The organism is Rhodococcus sp. SORGH_AS_0301 (assembly GCF_030818285.1).
GTDB lineage: Bacteria > Actinomycetota > Actinomycetes > Mycobacteriales > Mycobacteriaceae > Rhodococcoides.
This window is the reverse complement of record NZ_JAUTAC010000002.1, coordinates 4295724-4312238: the sequence shown is the minus strand read 5'-3', so window position 1 is coordinate 4312238 and position 16515 is coordinate 4295724. Positions and strand designations below refer to the sequence as shown.

Below are 16515 nucleotides of genomic sequence, written 5' to 3'. Positions count from 1 at the left end.
CCTGCTGGTTCCTCGGCGCGGTTTCCCCGTTTCACACAGTTCACACATGGAACACCGAGATTCTCGTGATCTGATGGTGGGATGGCCATCACTTTCACCACACGCGTCCCGGAAGGTCCGATACGAGGCGGTGTCGTCATCGTCCAGGAGGCGTTCGGCGTGACCGACCACATCGCGGAGGTCTGCGGCCGCTTCGCCTCGGCAGGATGGATCGCCGTGGCCCCGCATCTCTTCCACCGGGCCGGTGATCCGGTGGTGTCGTACGACGACATGAGCACCGCGATGGACCTCATCGGCGCACTGAAGGCCGAGGAGATCGACCAGGACGTCGATGCCGCGTTCGACGAGTTGGCCGGGTACGGCTACGGACCGAGCGGGTGCGCGATCGTCGGGTTCTGCATGGGCGGCACCGTCGCCTTCGAGACGGCGGTGCGGCGCCCACTCGGTGCCGCGGCCACGTTCTACGGCGGCGGCATCCGCGAGGGTCGCTTCGGCTACCCGCCGCTGCTCGACGGTGCCACGGCACTGCGAACGCCGTGGCACGGGTTCTTCGGCGACCTCGACACCGGGATCCCGGTCGACGACGTCGATGCGCTGAACGCCGCCGTCACCGACGCGCAGGTGGACACTCGCATCGCCCGCTATCCCGACGCCGAGCACGGGTTCCACTGCAACGATCGACCCGCCGTCTACAACGAACGGGCGGCGTACGACGCGTGGTCGCGCACCCTCGACTGGTTCGATCTGCACGTGGATCCGGCCGGGGAACAAGGACGGGCCCCTCGCGGTTGAGCCGGGCAAGTAGTTGATTCGTCAACTTTATCCCAGGAGGCCGACATGCCCGCAGTGACCGTCGACAACGTTCTCGCGCTCCCCCGCATCTCCACGCCGCAGCCAGGCTCGGCGGACCGGCCGGTCCGCGCCGTCACCACCGCCCCCACCGGCTACGAGGGCGAGGGGTTCCCGGTCCGACGTGCCTTCGCGGGCGTCGACATGAAGTACCTCGACCCCTTCATCCACATGGACCAGATGGGCGAGGTGAACTACGCGCCGGGCGAGCCCAAGGGCACACCGTGGCACCCGCACCGCGGCTTCGAGACGGTCACCTACATGATCGACGGGATCATGGACCACCAGGACTCGCACGGCGGTGGCGGTTCCATCACCGGCGGCGACACCCAGTGGATGACCGCGGGCAGCGGCATCCTGCACATCGAGGCCCCGCCGGAGCACCTCGTCGTCTCGGGCGGGCTGTTCCACGGCGTGCAGCTGTGGGTCAACCTCCCGCGCAACAACAAGATGGCGGCGCCGCGGTACCAGGACATCACCGGCCGCGAGGTCGCTCTCCTCTCGAGCCCGGACGGCGGCGCGCTGGTGCGCGTCATCGCCGGCGAGATGGACGGCCACGAGGGACCGGGATCGACCTACACGCCGATCACGCTGTCTCATGTCACCGTCGCCCCGGGTGCCTCGGTGACCCTGCCCTGGAACGCGCGCTACAACGCCATCGCCTACGTGCTGGGCGGATCCGGCACCGTCGGCACCGAGCGGCGGCCCGTACGCACAGGTCAGACCACGGTCTACGGCTCGGGCGACACCCTGACCTTCGCCGCCGCCGAGGGCACCGAGTCGATGGAGATGTTCGTTCTCGGAGGCGAGCCGATCCGCGAGCCCGTCGCGATGGCCGGGCCGTTCGTCATGAACACCAAGGCCGAGGTGCTCCAGGCGTTCGAGGACTTCCAGTCCGGGCGGTTCGGTCAGCCCTGATCGAGCGTCCCTCGCCCGATCACCATGGTGGCGTCCCGGTCCTCGTCGTGTACCACCGTCGGCTCCAGACCGGCGGCAGCGAAGATCTGTCGCACCGTGTCGGCCTGGGCCGCGGACGCCTCCACGATCAGTGATCCGCCGGGTGCCAGCCAGTCGCGTGCCTGTGCGGCCACGCGGCGCTGGACGTCCAGTCCGTCCGGTCCACCGTCGAGGGTGACGCGGGGTTCGTGATCCCGCGCCTCGGGCGGCATGGTCTCGATGGCCGACGAGGGAACGTACGGCGTGTTGGCGGTGACGACGGCGATCCCGTGGCGCAGGTGCGTCGGTATCGCGGCGAAGGTGTCGCTCTCGAAGACCGTGCAGCCCGGCAGGTTTCGACGAGCGCACGCCACCGCCACCGGGTCGATGTCGGAGGCGTACACCGTGGACCCCGGCGCCGAGCGCACCACCGCGGCGGCCACGGCACCCGAGCCGCAGCACAGATCGAGCAGCACGCCGCCGCCGAGTCGGCCGAGCGCCGCGTCCACCATGGCCTCGGTCCGTCGGCGCGGCACGAAGACGCCGGGCTCGACGAGCACGCGGCCCCCGTGGAACTGCGCCCACCCCACGATGTACTCGAGCGGCTCCCCGGCGACACGGCGCGCGATCCAGTCGGCCAGCGTGCTCTCGTCCGGAGCCTCGCCGATCAGCAGAGCTGCCTCGTCCTCGGCGAACACGCATCCGGCCGCCCTCAGCACGGCGACCGTCCGCGAGGTCACTCCGCGACGAGCCGCTCGATGGCGTGCAGGGGGATCGAGAGCCAGGTCGGGCGGTTGCGCGCCTCGTAGACGGCCTCGTACACGGCCTTGTCCATCTCGTACGCTCGCAGCAGCGCCCACGAGATGCGCGGGTCGTGTCCCGCCACCTCGGTGTAGCCGTCGCAGAATGCGGACACGTTGCGCTCCACCCACTCCCGCGCCACGGGCTCGAGTCGCGCCCGTTCCTGCGAATCCTCGATCTCGACGACGTGGCTCATGGCGGCGTAGTCGAAAGAGCGGATCATCCCTGCCACGTCGCGCAGCGTGCTGTCCGGAGTGCGCCGCTCCTCGAACGTCTTCGACGGTTCGCCCTCGAAGTCGATGAGGACCCACCGCTCCGACGTGCGGAGCACCTGCCCCAGATGCAGGTCACCGTGGATGCGCTGGGTGTCGATGCCGCCCGTGCCCGCTGCCTGGTCGATCAGGGCCCGGATGCGCGGGAGGTACTGCTTCAGGTCGGCGATCACCGGCAGTGCCGTCTCCACGCGAGCGGAGATGTCGGCCGCCGTACCGGCCGCCGGCGCCAGGGACGTGCCCAGCACCGACGCGAGATCGGCGTGCACGGAGGCGACGGCGCGGCCCAGCTCGCGGGCCTCGCTCGTGAAGTCGGACGTCGTCACGTCACCGCTGGCCAGGACGTCCCGCACGCTGGCCTGCGCGGTGGTCCACCCCTCGGTGGATCCCGCCACGAAGTCCTGCGCCATGGCGAGGGTCGTCTCGGTGTGGTCGATGTCCGCTTCCATCCATCCGCGCAGCGGCGCGACGTTCTCGCACCCCGCCTGGCCCAACGCCCGGTGCAGCTCCACGTCGGGATTGATGCCGATCGTGACGCGCCGGAAGATCTTCAGCAGATGGTGGTCGCCCAGGATGACCGACGTGTTCGACTGTTCGGCGCCCAGCACCTTTCCGCGCAGGCCGGTCTGCAGGTCGCTGCCCGGCATCGCCAGGAAGCGCACCTCGCCGGTCCCGCCGGTGGCCAGGAGGTCGGAGTAGACCGAGATGGCATCGGGATCACGCAGGGCGTCGAACACCACCGCGCCGCCGTCCCGAGTGACGACCCACGGGTCGAGGTCCTCGTCCACCGAGGCTCGGACACCGAGGGGCACCTGGAAGATCTGGGGCTCGGTGCCCTCGAGGTCCACCCGCACGAGTACGTGCTCGACCACGAGCTCGGACGTGGTGGCCAGCGTCTCCCGCGTGAGCAGATGCACTCCGGTGACGGTGTGACCCTTGGCGGAGAACCACCGCTGTTCCGGCAGCCAGGCGGCGAGTGCGCCGAGGAGGGCGCCCTCGTCGAGGGGTGGCGGCGCGAGGGGCTCGTCGATGCTGTGCTGTTCCGTGGACATGAGCCTCGGTTACCCCGAATTCTCTCGTCGACAACGTGACCCTGCGCGGACCAGCGTAATGCCCCGTCGACCCCGCGCATCTCGTCCGGCCTGTCAGGATGGAGGCATGACCTCGGACGCATCACTCGCACGGCCCTCGGGCCTGGACCTGAAGTTCGTCGACGCCGCCACCAGAGCGCAGGACGATCTCTTCGAGCACGTCAACGGCCGCTGGCTGGCCGAATACGACATCCCGGCCGACCGCGCCGTCGACGGCGCGTTCCGGACACTGTACGACCGGGCCGAGGAGCACGTCCGCGACATCATCCAGGTCGCGGCGGACTCCAGTCCGGCGCCCGGCTCGGACGCCGCGAAGATCGGTGACCTCTACAGCAGCTTCCTGGACGCCGACGCCATCGAGGCGGCCGGCACCGCGCCGATCGCCGACGAGCTCGCGGCGGTGGCCGACGCCACCGACAGCGAGGCGCTCGCCCGCGTACTCGGCACTCTGCAGCGCACCGGTGTCGGCGGCGCGGTCGCGCACTACGTCGACACCGACTCGAAGAAATCGGACCGCTACCTCGTCCACTTCTCGCAGTCCGGCCTCGGCCTCCCCGACGAGTCGTACTACCGGGAGGACGAGCACGCACAGGTTCGCGAGCAGTACGCCGAGCACATCGGCGCCATGTTCGCCCTCGCGGGCGTGAGCCGTTCAGCAGCGAGCGTCCTCGATCTCGAGACCGCCCTGGCGGCGGGCCACTGGGACGTGGTGAAGCGCCGCGACGCCGATCTCTCCTACAACCTGACGACGCTCGCGTCGCTGCGAGCGGACGCGCCCGGCTTCGAGTGGGGCGCCTGGATCGAGGGCCTCGGCGCCGACGCGGACCGTCACTTCGCCGAGATCGTCGTCCGCCAGCCCGAGTTCCTCACCACGTTCGCGGAGCTGTGGTCGACGCGCAGCCTCGACGACTGGAAGGCCTGGGCCACCTGGCGCATCCTCCACTCCCGCGCGCCGTACCTGACGTCCGCGATCGTCGACGAGAACTTCGCCTTCTACGGCCGCACGCTGACGGGAACCGAGACCAACCGCGAGCGCTGGAAGCGCGGCGTCTCCCTCGTACAGGATCTGATGGGCGAGGCGGTGGGAAAGCTGTACGTACAGAAGCACTTCCCGGCCGATTCGCGGACGCGCATGCAGGAACTGGTGGCCAACCTCGTCGAGGCGTACCGGCGCAACATCTCCGACCTCGAGTGGATGAGCCCGGAGACGCGGACGGCCGCGCTGGCGAAGCTCGACAAGTTCACCCCGAAGATCGGCTACCCGGACACCTGGCGGGACTACTCCTCGCTGCTGATCGATCCGGCGGACGTGGTGGGCAACTACCGCCGCGGCTACGAGGCCGAGTACCAGCGCGATCTGGACAAGCTCGGTGGTCCGGTGGACCGCGGCGAGTGGTTCATGACCCCGCAGACCGTCAACGCCTACTACAACCCGGGCATGAACGAGATCGTGTTCCCCGCCGCGATCCTGCAGCCCCCGTTCTTCGACCCGGACGCCGACGACGCCGCGAACTACGGCGGAATCGGTGCGGTCATCGGACACGAGATCGGCCACGGATTCGACGACCAGGGAGCCAAGTACGACGGTGACGGCAACCTCGTCGACTGGTGGACCGACAGTGATCGCAGCGAGTTCGGCAAGCGCACCACGGCGCTGATCGAGCAGTACGACTCGTTCGAGCCGAAAGCCCTTCCCGGACACCACGTCAACGGGAAGTTCACGATCGGCGAGAACATCGGCGACCTCGGTGGTCTGTCGATCGCCGTCGAGGCGTACAAGATCTCACTGAACGGCTCCGCGGCCCCGGAGATCGACGGCCTGACAGGGCTCCAACGTGTCTTCTTCGGTTGGGCGCAGGTGTGGCGCACCAAGGCGCGGGACGCGGAGGCGCTGCGCCGCCTGTCCATCGATCCCCACTCGCCGCCCGAGTTCCGATGCAACGGCGTGGTCCGCAACCTCGACAGCTTCCACGAGGCCTTCGAGGTGACAGAGCAGGACGCGCTCTACCTCGATCCGCAGCAGCGCGTCCGCATCTGGTGATCTAGCGCAGGCGCAGGCCGGACTCGGGATCGAAGAAGTACACCTCACCCGCGTCCGGCCGGACGCGCAGGCGCTCGCCCGCACCGACCACGACACGACGATCCACCCGCACCACCACGCGGCCACCGCGGGCCGTCCAGCCGGCGTCCGCCGGTCCGACCGAGTAGGCGAACGACTCCGCCCCCAGTTCCTCGACCAGCTCGGTGGTCAGCTCGACCGCCTCGGTGTCGGACTCGCCCACCAGTTCCCACGACTCGGGGCGGACCCCGACGACGATCCTCCCCTTGTGTGCGGCGGGCACCGGGATGCGCGCGCCACCCAGGACGGCGTGGCCGTCCACCACGTCCGTCTCGAGCAGATTCATCGCGGGCGAGCCGATGAACGACGCGACGAAGTCGTTGACCGGATTCGCGTACAGCTCACGGGGACTCGCGACCTGCTGCAGGAGTCCGCTCTTCAGGACCGCGACCCGGTCCCCCATCGTCATGGCCTCGACCTGATCGTGCGTCACGTACACCGTCGTCGTGCCGAGCCGGCGCTGCAACGACGCGATCTGCGACCTCGTGCTCACCCGGAGCTTCGCGTCCAGGTTGGAGAGCGGCTCGTCCATGCAGAACACCTCGGGGCGACGCACGATCGCGCGCCCCATCGCCACGCGCTGACGTTGGCCGCCGGACAGCTTGCCCGGACGCCGGCCGAGGAGGGGCTCGAGCTCGAGCATCCGAGCCGCCTCCTCGACGCGGACGGCCGTGTCCGCCTTCGACATTCCCGCGTTGCGCAGCGCGAATCCCATGTTCTCCGCCACCGTCATGTTCGGATACAGCGCGTAGTTCTGGAACACCATCGCGACGTCACGTTCCTTGGGTGCGAACCCGCTGACGTCCTTGCCGCCGATCTCGATGCGCCCGCTCTCGATCGCCTCGAGCCCGGCGAGCATGCGCAGGCTCGTCGACTTGCCGCATCCCGACGGTCCGACGAGCACGAGGAACTCGCCGTCCGCGATGTCCAGACTGAGCGCGTCCACCGAGGGAGTCGGTGCTCCCGCGTAGCGGTGGGTCGTCTCCACGAAATGTACCGAGGCCATGACAGAGGTGGTCCGCTTCTACTTGGGCAGCTTGGGAGTGATCTGGCGATCGATGATCTGCTGCAACTGATCCTGCACACCCGAGAACGTCGACGCGACATCGGCGTTCTGCAGGGCGATCTGCTCGAGACCCGCACCGATGATCTGATCGCCGCCGGGCACGAACACGCGGGCGTAGTCCTGCGACCGGGTCCGCGCGAGCTGGTCCACCGCGGTCCGCGAGCGGGGGTTCTGCTCGAGGAACGCGACCTCGGAGGCGTCGGTGGCGGACGACTTGCGCACCGGCATGTAGCCGACGTTCTGCGAGAAGTACGCCGTGTTCTCGGTGTTGGTCACGAACTCGATGAACTTGAGCGCGTTGATCTTCCGCTCGTCCGGGATATTCGCCGGGATGGCCAGTCCGGCGCCACCCGTCGGGCACCCGGGAGTGCCCGCCTCGGCGGGGAGGAACGCCGTGCCGAAGTCGAACTTCGCGTTCTTCGTGATGCCCGACAGGTCGCCGGTCGACGCGATGGTCGAGCCGAGCAGGCCCGCGGAGAAGTCGTTGGCGATGTCGTTGGACACGGCCGCGTACTTCTTCGTGTGGATCATGTCCTTGAGGAAGTTGCCGGCCTCGATGGTGCGCTCGTCGGTGAACTTCAGATCGAACTCGTCGGAGTAGCTGCCGCCGAACGTCCAGATCGGGCCCTCGAAGGTCCACCCCAGGTAGTCCTCCGCGTTGCCCCAGCCGTGCGCGAGCTTGCCGGATCCGATGGCGCGCTGGATCTCCGGGCCCCACTGGTCGAACTCCTGCCACGTGGCCGGCCCGCGATCCGGGAGTCCGGCAGCAGTCCACACCTCGCGGTTGTAGTAGAACAGCGGGGTCGAGCGGGCGTAGGGCAGCGCCCACGTCTTGTCGTTCCAGTTGTAATCGGCGACGAGCGAGTCGACGTAGTCGCTCGTGTTCACGCCCGCCTGCGAGAACAGGTCGTCCAGCGGCGAGATCGCGCCGAGCAACGCGAAGTTGAACCACCACACGTCCGAGAGCAGCACGACGTCCGGCAGCGACCCGCCCGACAGCGCCGCGTTGAACTTCTGCGCGATCTCCTCGTAGTTCTTGCCGCCGTCGACCATCTGCACCGTCAGGTCGGGATTGGCCGTCTGGAAGCGCGAGATGAGCTCGTTCTCGATGTCCTTCGAGCTACCCGGGTGGGACGACCAGAACGTGATCGTACTGGCATCGCCACCACCGGACGCCGACGAGCTGCTCGTCGAACTCGTTCCGGCACAGGCGGTGAGAGCGGCGCCCGCGGCGACGGCACCGGACAGTCCGAGGAATCCGCGGCGAGAGAATGGCTGCATCATGTGCTCCTTGTTCATAGGTTGGTCAGCCCTTGACGGCGCCGGAAGTGAGGCCCTTGATCATGTGACGCTGGAGAGCCAGGAAGACGATCAGAATGGGGAGCATCGTCAGGACGGTGCCGGCCATGACGGGCCCCCAGTTGGTGACGCCGTCGTTGTTCTGCAACTGGGTCAGGCCCACCGGCAGCGGCGCGACGGACGAGTCGTCCGACATCAGGAACGGCCAGAGGTACTCGTTCCACTCGTTCACCACGGTGATGGTGGCGAACGCGACCATGGTCGGGCCCGACAACGGCAGGACCACCCGGAACAGCAGGCGGACCGGGCCGGCGGCGTCCATGCGGGCGGCCTCGATGATCTCCTGCGGTATCGACAGGAAGTGGTTGCGCATGAGGAACGTTCCGAATGCCACGCCCGCCAGCGGCACGATGATGCCCTGGAAGGTGTTGCGCCACCCCAACTGCGCCACCAGCGCGTAGTTGGAGATCACCGTGATCTGATTCGGCACCATCAGTGCCGCGATGATCACGAGGAAGACGATCGTCTTACCCGGAAAGCGCAGGAAGACGAGGCCGTAGGCGCTCAGCACGCCCAGCGCGAACTTCACGACGGCCAGGATGCTGGTGATGATCAGGGAGTTCTTCAGGAACGTCCAGAACGGAACGGTGGTCGTCGCCTCGTCGTAGTTCTCCGGGCGGAACACCGCGGGCCACCAGACCGACGGCTGCACGTAGATGTCACCGCGCTCCTTGAACGAGGTGACGACGATCCAGAAGAGCGGCAACCCGATGATGACGATGACCACGACCATCGCTGCGTAGCCGAAGAGTGCGGAGAGTCGACGACGGCGGGCGGCGTCCCGCGCCGGGCGGGCATCGTCGGCAGTGGCGGCGGCCGGCGCCCTGTCGATCACGCTCATCGCGCGTCACCTCGATCCATGACTCGCACCTGCAGGACGGTGATGATCAGCAGCACCAGGAACATGATCGTGGCGACGGTCGCGCCGTAGCCCGCCCGGAAGTTCCTGAATGACTCCTCGTACACCTGATAGACCATCGTGGTGGTGCCGGTACCCAGCGGACCGCCCCGCGTCATCACGTTGATGATGTCGAAGACCTGCAACGAGTTGAGCATGACCGTGATGGACAGGAAGAACGTGGTGGGACGCAGCTGAGGAAGCGTCACCTTGCGGAACGTCGTCCACCGACTCGCGCCGTCGATCTGCGCGGCTTCGGTCAGATCCTGCCGAAGACCCTGCAGCGCTGCGAGATAGATGACGAAGGCGTAGCCCAGGTTCTTCCACAGGTACGTCACGGTGATCATGAACAGCGCCCACCCGGGGCTCTGGTAGAAGTCCGGCACTCCCTCGAAGCCGAACCGCCGCATGACGTCCTGGATCAGGCCGAAGTTCGGATCGAACACGAACTGGAACGCCACACCTATGGCCGCGCCGGAGATGACGAACGGAGCGAAGACGGCCGAGCGGACGATGTTGCGGCCGCGCAACTTGCGATCGAGGAGCATCGCCAGGACGAGTCCGAGGAGCATGCTGCCCGCCACCGCCGCGATGGTGAAGATGACGGTGTTCGACACGATCTGCCACGTGTCGCTGCGCCCCCACCATTCGCGATAGTTCGAGAGACCGATGAAGGTCGACGTCGGCGACGAGATGTTCCAGTCGAAGAACGAGAGCCTGATGTTGTCCAGCAGCGGCCGGTAGGTGAACACGCCCAGCAGGACCAGGTTCGGCCCGACCAACACCAGGAACAGCGCGTAGTCGCGCCACGGTCGACGGAGGAAAGATCGTTGTGCGGGTGGCAGTTCCGGCAAGGTGCGCTGGACCACCGGCCGCGATCGCGGCGGGCTTGCTCTCACCGGTGGGACATTAGCGTAGGTAAAGCGAACGAATGGTGAACATGGACCGATCAGTATCGGTCCGAGATGTGATCGTTCAGAGTTGCCAGTCGCCGAGGCCGTCGCGGCCGTTCAGAATGCCGCCGTCGGTGTTCTGCACCACCACGGGATCACCCTTCTGGGCCGTCTCGAAGAACCATTTCGCGTCCTCGGTGCTGACGTTGAGGCAGCCGTGGCTGACGTTCTCGACACCCTGACTGTCCACCGACCACGGCGCGGCGTGGACGAAGATGCCGCTGTTCGACATGCGGGTGGCGTACTCCACGTAGGTCCGGTAGCCCTCGGGCGCATCGACCGGCACACCGTAGGTGGACGAGTCCATGTACATGTCGCGGAAACGCTCGCCGACGATGTAGGTGCCGTTGGGCGTCTCGTGGCCGACCTTGCCCATCGAGGTGGGCATCGTGCGCACCACCTCGCCGTTGCGCGTCACCGTGATGGTCTTGGTGTCGTCGTCCGCCGTCGTGACGATCGCGTCGCCGACGGTGAAGGTGGACGACGCGTCTCCCGCGGTCACCGTCACGGTCGTGTTCGCCGGCCAGAAGACGTCGGGTCGCCAGCGGACCTGGCTGTCGGAGAACCAGAAGAAGCGGCCGGCGACGTCACCGGCGGACGTGGTCACGTCGATCGCCCGCTCGGCGGCCGCGCGGTCGTCGATCGGGGCGGCGAACCGGACGATGATCGGCTGCGCGACACCGACGACCTCGCCCGCGGACGGGTTCAGTGCGGGAGCGGAGAAGTTCGCGGGACCACGCGGCGCCTCGACGGGTGCGGGCGGGGCGACCGGCGGTGTCGGGACACCGGGCGCGGGGGCGGTGATGCCGGGGATCGGCGGGAGCGAGATGTCCGGGCCACCGGGCCACAGCGGCGCCGCGGAGGCGGGCACGGTCACCCCGACGGTGACGGCGGCCGCGGCGAGGACGCCTGCAGCCGAACGAGCGAGGAAACGAACCGAACGTCGAGCACCCATGCTTGTGAACCATCCCTAGCGAAGTCGCTGTACCTGATCGCACCGCAATTAACACATACGGGTGGTCCCCATCGCCAATCGGGTAATGTGGTGAGACACCCGGGAGGGCGCTGACTGCGCCGTGTCGGGATGACGTAGGACTCCTGTCAAACCACGGCGGCGGTCGAGGGTCGAGCACGTTCCTCGCGAACGCGCCGACATGACGGAAGGGCACACGCCGTGGTGATCGACGACCGAACCAACACAGCCGGAAGCAGGCCGGCCCGTCCCGTGCTGTTCTCCGGCGACCGGGACGGGGGCGGACTCAGCGATCTGCTCGGTCCCGAGAGCCTCCGCACGTCGTTCCAGCGCATCATCGATCTGCAGACCGATGCCATCGTCGGGTACGAGGCGGTCGTTCTGGGTCCCGCCGACTCGTCGTTCGCCGACCCCGTGTCACTCGCGTCGGCCGCGAAGTCGATGGGCATGACACCCGACCTCGACGCCGCACGGTGGAACGGAGCGCTCAGCGAGGCCGCGCGCGCCGAGCTTCCTCGTGAACTGCCCCTGTTCATCGCGGTCGACCCCGACTCCCTCACGGAACTGCCCGACCTGCGGGACCACGACATGGGCGGCGCGGTGCTGCAGTTCGACGAGACCGCGCTCATCCGACGACCGGCGCACCTGATGCAGGTGGTCGCCGAGGTCCGACGACTCGGCTGGGCCATCGCCGTCGACCACGTGGGAGTACGGCCCGAGTCCCTCGCTCTGCTCCCGCTGCTCGAGCCGGACGTGATCAAGCTGGACCGGACCCTCCTGGCCACACGCCCCAATCGCTTCACGGCCCGCGTGGTCAACGCCGTCGCGGCCCAGGTGGAGCGCACCGGCGCCGTGGTCATGGCCGAGGGCATCGACACCCCACGAGCAGCGCTCACGGCGCAGGCCATGGGAGCGCGCGTCGGCGAGGGCTCCCTCTACGGATCGACCACCGACCTCTCCGTCGACAGTCCCGTGGGATCACCCCTCGAGTTCGAGATCGCGCGCGATCGCGGCTTCACCCCGATGTCGACGCCGTACAACCTGGCTGCCGGCGGTCGCGACGTACGCCGAGCGAGCAAGCGTCTGCTCATCGAGATCAGCAAGAACCTCGAGGCGATGGCGACCGACAGCCAGCAGACCGCGCTGATGCTCGGAGCGTTCCAGCACGTCAAGCACTTCACGCCCATCACCGGACGACGGTGGGAGCTGATGGCCATGAACGCGACGCTCGTCGGCGCGCTCGCGGAGAACATCGGGACCGAGCCTGCCCCGAAGATCCGCGGCGCCAACCTCGCCGCGTCGGACGCGTTACGCGAGGAATGGGACGTCGTCGTGCTCACGCCGCACTTCTCCGCGGTGCTCGCGGCCCGCGACCTCGGCGACACCGGACCCGACATGGAACGTCGGTACGACTACGTGTTGTCCCACGACACGACGCTCACCATCGAGTGCGCGCGGTCCCTCATCGCCCGGCTGCCTCCCGAACGAAGCGGTTCCTGGTAGAAGTCGCCTGCTCAGACCTCGTCGGGGACGATGACGGAGTGGACGAAGCGCATCTTCTCCAGCACCTTTGCCGGCAGGACGAAGGGGTAGAGGTCCTGGTGTCCCATGGACCTGTTCAGCTGGTTGAGTGCCCACGTCAGCGGTAGCCACCAGTCGATGATCCGGCTGAAACCGACGTCTCCGGCCAGTGGCGCCTCGAAGGTGGATCCGGCGGGCGCGAAGGCGTAGGCCGCAGCGGTGTCCAGGGTGTCCCGGATGTGCAGGTAGTGGGCGAACGTCTCCGCCCAGTCCTCGGCCGGATGCATCGTCGCGTAGGACGACACGTAGTTCTTCTTCCAGCCGTCCGGTGCACCCTCGCTGTAGTGCCGATCCAGTGCCGCCTGGTAATCGTCGTCCGGGTTGCCGAAGAGTTCCTCGAACCGCGCGCGATGCTCACCGCTGCCGATCAGCACCATCTGATAGAAGTGGCCGATCTCGTGCCGGAAGTGGCCGACGAGCGTGCGATAGGGCTCGTCCATCGACACCCGCAGCTGCTCGCGGTGCACGTCGTCGCTCTCGGCGAGGTCCAGCGTGATCAGACCGTTGGCATGACCGGTGATGACGTTGCGGTTGGCGCTCGAGAGCAGGTCGAACGCGAGACCACCCTCGGGGTTCTCGTCCCGCCCGATGATCGGCAGGTGCAACTCGTCGAGTTCGAGCACCACCCGGCGCTTCGCCGTCTCCGCGGACGCGAACTCGGCGATGGCCTCCTGGTCGGAGTCGGCGGGCCGCGTGCGGGTGAGGGCGCAGGACAGGCACAACGTGTCCCCGTCCGTCGCGTCGACCAACCAGTTGCACTGCGCCAGCTTGATGTTGGCGCAGCGTCGCCAGGTGGTGCCGTCCACGACCACGGACAGATCGTCGTCGAGCACCTGCATGCTGCGACTCGGCAGGTGGAATCCCAGCCTGCTGTCACAGCTCAGGCAGATGGAGTTCTCGAACGACAGCTGTTGACCGCACTTGCGGCAGAAGAAGACTCGCATGACTCGTGGAACACCCTTCTCGACAACGCTACGACGCTCAGCCTACGCAGATGCGGGGTCGCTCCGGACCACACCGAGACCATGCCCCCGAGCCGGTGTGACCTGCGACGCCGGGGGGTTTGAACGAGGGGCCGACGGTGAATCCACGGTGCATGACTGACACGACGCAGAAGACGGCCTCGTACACCGTTCCCGGCATGGACGTCGCCGACGGTGCCCATGTGGCGGAGGTCCTCCAGGACCGCCTCAACGCCCTGAACGACCTGCATCTGACGCTCAAGCACGTGCACTGGAACGTCGTCGGACCCAACTTCATCTCCGTCCACGAGATGCTGGATCCCCAGGTCGAGGCCGTGCGCGGCTTCGCCGACGACGTCGCGGAGCGCATCGCGACGCTGGGCTCGTCCGCACTCGGCACCCCCGGCACCATCGTCTCGCAGCGCAAGTGGGACGACTACAGCATCGGCCGCGCGCCGGCCATCGAGCACCTCGGCGCGCTCGACCTCGTCTACACCGGCGTGATCTCGGACTACCGCGCGGCGATCGAGGAGGTCGGCAAGGTCGACCCCGTCACCGAGGACCTGCTCATCGGACACAGCGGCCAGCTGGAGCTGTTCCACTGGTTCGTGCGTGCGCACCTCGAGAACGCGGGTGGCCAGCTCTCGACGGCCGGCGCCGGTTCCGAGAAGGAAGCGGCACGCGACGCGAGCTGACACTCCGTCTCCACCGTACGAGCTCGCAGCGCCGCACCCCGCGAGGGGTGCGGCGCTGCTGTAGTTTCGTGCGGTGACGGAGTCGATCACCGCGCATCGGACGCGGTTCAGAGGCCTGGTCGACAAGATCGCCGACGCGCGTCGGGGAGACAGCAGCGAGACCGTCGCTGCCGCGTTCCTCCTCGTCGCCACCGTGGTGGCGCTGATCTGGGCGAACTCGCCGTGGGGTGAGACCTACCAGTCGTTCTGGCACACCCCGCTGTCGATCACGCTGGGTGATCAGGGCATCGAGCTCGACCTGCAGCACTGGGTCAACGACGGTCTGATGGCTCTGTTCTTCTTCGTCGTCGGGCTCGAGGTGAAGCGGGAGTTCGCCATGGGCGAGCTCCGCGACCGGTCCCGCGCCGCCGTTCCCATCGTGGCGGCGATCGCCGGGCTCGCACTGCCCGCGGCGTTGTTCCTTCTCCTCAATCCCACCGGGCCCGAGGCCGCGGCGTGGGGTGTCGTGATCTCGACCGACACCGCGTTCGTGGTCGGGCTCCTCGCGGTAGTCGGACCCGCCCGAGCCGTGCGTCTGCGCATCTTCCTGCTGACCCTCGCCGTGGCCGACGACGTCGGCGCCCTCGCCATCATCGCGGTGTTCTACACCGACGAACTGCGGATCGGGCCCCTGCTCGTGTCCGTGGCGGGCCTCGCTCTGATCGCGTCGCTGCGCGGCCTGCGGGTGTGGCGCGGCGCGGGCTACGGACTCGTCTCGGTGGTCACCTGGGTCGCCATGTACGAGTCCGGCGTCCACCCCACTCTCGCGGGCGTCATGATCGCCCTGATCCTGCCCGTCTACCCGCCGCGGCGGCGTGAGGTGGAACATGCCGCCGCGCTGACCCGCGCGTTCCGGCAGTCCCCCAATCCGGAGTACGCCCGCGCCGCGCGGCTCGGACTCGAGCGCGCCGTCTCGGTGAACGAGCGGCTGATGCGGCTCTACCAGCCGTACACGGCCTTCATCATCGTGCCGATCTTCGCCCTCGCGAACGCGGGTGTGGTCCTGAGCTCGGAGACGCTGCGTGCCGCCGCCACGTCATCGCTGACCTGGGGCATCGTCGTCGGCCTGGTGCTCGGCAAGTTCGTCGGCATCACGACGGCGAGCGCGGTGTTCGCGAAGCTCCGGCCGGGATCCATGACACCGGGGCTCACCTTCCCGCAGATCGCCGGCGGCGCCGCGCTCTCCGGCGTGGGATTCACCATCTCGCTGTTCATCGTCGATCTCGCGCTGGACGACCCGGCTCTCGCAGATCAAGCCCGCGTCGGCGTGCTCAGTGCCTCCGTGATCGCCGCGCTGCTCGGCTGGCTGGTGTTCTCGCTCGGCAACCGATTCGCGCCGCCGCCCGCGGAACCGTCACTGGACCTCCTCCGCCGCGTGAGCCCGAAGCGGGACCACATCCGCGGACCGGTGGACGCGCCGCTCACCATCGTGGAGTACGGCGATTTCGAGTGCCCGTTCTGCAGCAAGGCGACCGGAAGCACGCGCGAGGTGCGGGAACACTTCGGAGACCAGGTGCGCTACATCTTCCGCCACTACCCGCTCGACGACTACCACCCGCATGCCCGGTACGCGTCCGAGGCGTCGGAAGCCGCTGCGGCACAGGGCAAGTTCTGGGAGATGCACGACACCCTGTTCCTGCACAGCGACGCCCTCGAGCGCGACGACATCGACCGCTACGCCGCGGACCTCGGGCTCGACATGGATCGCTTCGAGGACGACCTCCGGACCGGCGACTTCGTCACCCGCGTCGAGGACGACGAACTCGACGCGCTCACCAGTGAGCTACCGGGAACGCCGACGTTCTATCTCGGCGTCGAGGGCCGGGTTCCGCAGCGCCACAGCGGCCCCCACGACGCCGCGACCATCATCCGCGAGCTCGAGGCGATGCGCGCAGCCGCCCGCCGGCCTGTCGCCGACTGA

The 16515-nt window shown here is 68.1% G+C and carries 14 protein-coding genes; 6 read left to right on the top strand and 8 right to left on the bottom strand.

What is annotated here, in order from left to right; genetic code table 11:
- Positions 1–81 precede the first annotated feature (81 nt).
- Positions 82–792 carry a dienelactone hydrolase family protein gene (locus QE397_RS21045; protein WP_307097130.1) on the top strand — a complete coding sequence of 237 codons (711 nt, stop codon included), beginning with the start codon at positions 82–84 and terminating at the stop codon, positions 790–792.
- Positions 793–837: 45 nt separating this feature from the next.
- Entirely contained in the window at positions 838–1767 is a 930-nt protein-coding gene (locus QE397_RS21040) for a pirin family protein (protein ID WP_307097128.1), read from the top strand.
- Here the strand turns inward: QE397_RS21040 and QE397_RS21035 are convergent.
- Both QE397_RS21035 and QE397_RS21030 read right to left on the bottom strand, forming a co-directional pair.
- Complete coding sequence (locus QE397_RS21035) at positions 1758–2525, bottom strand: putative protein N(5)-glutamine methyltransferase (protein WP_222632243.1); 768 nt, start codon at positions 2523–2525, stop codon at positions 1758–1760. The two genes, QE397_RS21040 and QE397_RS21035, sit on opposite strands and share 10 nt — an antisense overlap.
- Complete coding sequence (locus QE397_RS21030; RefSeq protein ID WP_307097125.1) at positions 2522–3910, bottom strand: phosphotransferase; 1389 nt, start codon at positions 3908–3910, stop codon at positions 2522–2524. The genes QE397_RS21035 and QE397_RS21030 overlap by 4 nt, the downstream gene beginning before the upstream one ends.
- Positions 3911–4016: 106 nt before the next feature.
- Between QE397_RS21030 and QE397_RS21025 the strand changes: the two genes are divergently transcribed.
- Entirely contained in the window at positions 4017–5990 is a 1974-nt protein-coding gene (locus QE397_RS21025; protein WP_307097123.1) for a M13 family metallopeptidase, read from the top strand.
- 1 nt (position 5991) lies between these two features.
- On the opposite strand, the gene QE397_RS21020 is transcribed toward QE397_RS21025, so the two are convergent.
- The 5 genes from QE397_RS21020 to QE397_RS21000 all read right to left on the bottom strand — a co-directional run bounded on the left by QE397_RS21020 (position 5992) and on the right by QE397_RS21000 (position 11299).
- Positions 5992–7074 carry an ABC transporter ATP-binding protein gene (locus QE397_RS21020; RefSeq protein ID WP_056441124.1) on the bottom strand — a complete coding sequence of 361 codons (1083 nt, stop codon included), beginning with the start codon at positions 7072–7074 and terminating at the stop codon, positions 5992–5994.
- 18 nt (positions 7075–7092) lie between these two features.
- Entirely contained in the window at positions 7093–8415 is a 1323-nt protein-coding gene (locus QE397_RS21015; protein WP_222632671.1) for an ABC transporter substrate-binding protein, read from the bottom strand.
- Between the two features lie 25 nt (positions 8416–8440).
- On the bottom strand, positions 8441–9334 hold the full coding sequence (locus QE397_RS21010) for a carbohydrate ABC transporter permease (RefSeq protein WP_222637930.1): 894 nt from the start codon (positions 9332–9334) through the stop codon (positions 8441–8443).
- Positions 9331–10290, bottom strand: a complete 960-nt coding sequence (locus QE397_RS21005) for a carbohydrate ABC transporter permease (RefSeq protein WP_051613419.1) — start codon at positions 10288–10290, stop codon at positions 9331–9333. The genes QE397_RS21010 and QE397_RS21005 overlap by 4 nt, the downstream gene beginning before the upstream one ends.
- Positions 10291–10366: 76 nt before the next feature.
- Entirely contained in the window at positions 10367–11299 is a 933-nt protein-coding gene (locus tag QE397_RS21000; RefSeq protein WP_307097121.1) for a L,D-transpeptidase, read from the bottom strand.
- A gap of 219 nt (positions 11300–11518) precedes the next feature.
- On the opposite strand from QE397_RS21000, the gene QE397_RS20995 reads away from it, so the two are divergent.
- Positions 11519–12820 carry an EAL domain-containing protein gene (locus QE397_RS20995; protein WP_235578864.1) on the top strand — a complete coding sequence of 434 codons (1302 nt, stop codon included), beginning with the start codon at positions 11519–11521 and terminating at the stop codon, positions 12818–12820.
- A gap of 11 nt (positions 12821–12831) precedes the next feature.
- On the opposite strand, the gene QE397_RS20990 is transcribed toward QE397_RS20995, so the two are convergent.
- Complete coding sequence (locus tag QE397_RS20990) at positions 12832–13842, bottom strand: putative zinc-binding metallopeptidase (protein ID WP_027506122.1); 1011 nt, start codon at positions 13840–13842, stop codon at positions 12832–12834.
- Positions 13843–13994: 152 nt separating this feature from the next.
- Between QE397_RS20990 and QE397_RS20985 the strand changes: the two genes are divergently transcribed.
- Together QE397_RS20985 and nhaA are read left to right on the top strand one after the other, a co-directional pair.
- Positions 13995–14555 (top strand): Dps family protein, encoded by a 561-nt coding sequence (locus tag QE397_RS20985; protein ID WP_056441116.1) that lies wholly within the window; start codon positions 13995–13997, stop codon positions 14553–14555.
- A gap of 115 nt (positions 14556–14670) precedes the next feature.
- Positions 14671–16515 (top strand): Na+/H+ antiporter NhaA, encoded by a 1845-nt coding sequence (gene nhaA, locus QE397_RS20980; RefSeq protein WP_261782070.1) that lies wholly within the window; start codon positions 14671–14673, stop codon positions 16513–16515.